We start from the raw sequence: 1,375 nt of genomic DNA on the forward strand, positions 1-1,375 counted from the left end.
CCGAAGAGGCCTTGGTTGGCGGTGATGCCGACGGTGGCGCCCTCGACCTGGCGGCCGGTGGCCTGGCCTTTGAGCTGCCAGGTGAGTTCGCAGACTTGGGCGATGGCCTGGGCGGGGATGGCTTCGCCGAAGCTGGCCAGACCACCGGAGGCGTTGACGGGGACGCGGCCGCCGATGGTGGTGGCTCCGGAGCGCAGCAGCTGTTCGGCCTCGCCTTTGGCGCAGAGTCCGAGGTGTTCGTACCAGTCGAGTTCCAGTGCGGTGGACAGGTCGTAGACCTCGGCCAGGGACAGGTCTTCGGGGCCGATACCTGCTTCGGCGTAGGCGGCATCGAGGATCTGGTCTTTGAACACCCGCTGCGGCCCGGGCACGACCGCGGTGGAGTCGGTGGCGATATCGGGCAGCTCGGGCAGATGCTGGGGATACTGCGGGCTCTGCAGGCTCACCGCGCGCACGGACGGGACACCGGCAACCGAACCGAGGTGTTTTTCGGTGAACGCCTTGGAGGCGACGATGATGGCGGCGGCGCCATCGCTGGTGGCGCAGATGTCGAGTAGGCGCAGCGGGTCGGAGACGACCGGGGAGGCGAGCACATCCTCGACGGATGCTTCTTTGCGGTAGCGGGCGTTGGGGTTGTTCAGGCCGTGGCGGGCGTTTTTGACTTTGACGTTTGCGAAGTCTTCGAGGGTCGCGCCGTAGAGGTCCATGCGACGCCGGGCCAGCATGGCGAAGTAGACGGTGTTGGTGGCGCCGATGAGGTGGAAGCGTTGCCAGTCGGGGTCGTTTTTGCGTTCGCCGCCGACGGGGGCGAAGAAGCCTTTGGGGGTGGTGTCGGCGCCGATGACCAGGGCGACGTCGCACAGGCCGGCCAGGATGTGGGCGCGCGCGCTCTGCAGTGCTTGGGATCCGGAGGCGCAGGCGGCGTAGCTGGAGGTGATGGGGATGCCGTTCCAGCCGAGTTTTTGGGTGAAGGTGGCCCCGGCGACGAAGCCGGGGTAGCCGTTGCGGATGGTGTCCGCACCGGCGACCAGCTGGATCTGGCGCCAGTCCAGGCCTGCCTCGGCCAGCGCCGCGCGGGCGGCGACGACGCCGTATTCGGTGAAGTCGCGGCCCCATTTGCCCCAGGGGTGCATGCCTGCGCCGAGGATGTAAACCGGTTCCGGTGCCATTATCGAGCGATCCTCCAGGCGTGGGTGGTGCGTGCGGTGCCGTCGTCGTCGGTGTAGAGGGTCATGGTGGTCAGTTCCATGGCCATGCCGACTTTGAGGTCGGCGGCCAGGGTGCCCTCGACGACCTTGCCGAGCACGATCAGTCCTTCGTCGGCCAGTTCGACCGCGGCGACGGCGAACGGTTGGAACGGATCGGGGGAGGGATA

2 protein-coding genes are annotated in these 1,375 nt (G+C 67.6%); both read right to left on the reverse strand.

Annotation, left to right across the window (positions count from 1 at the left end; genetic code table 11):
- A partial coding sequence (locus IC40_RS0125900) for a lipid-transfer protein (RefSeq protein WP_030137561.1) occupies positions 1–1,169 on the reverse strand: 1,169 nt, incomplete at its 3' end.
- The coding region (locus tag IC40_RS0125905) for a PhlB family protein (protein ID WP_030137562.1) at positions 1,169–1,375 on the reverse strand (207 nt) is incomplete at its 5' end. The genes IC40_RS0125905 and IC40_RS0125900, both read right to left, overlap by 1 nt.

This window comes from Mycolicibacterium neoaurum ATCC 25795 (genome assembly GCF_000691525.1).
Taxonomy (GTDB): Bacteria; Actinomycetota; Actinomycetes; order Mycobacteriales; family Mycobacteriaceae; genus Mycobacterium; species Mycobacterium neoaurum.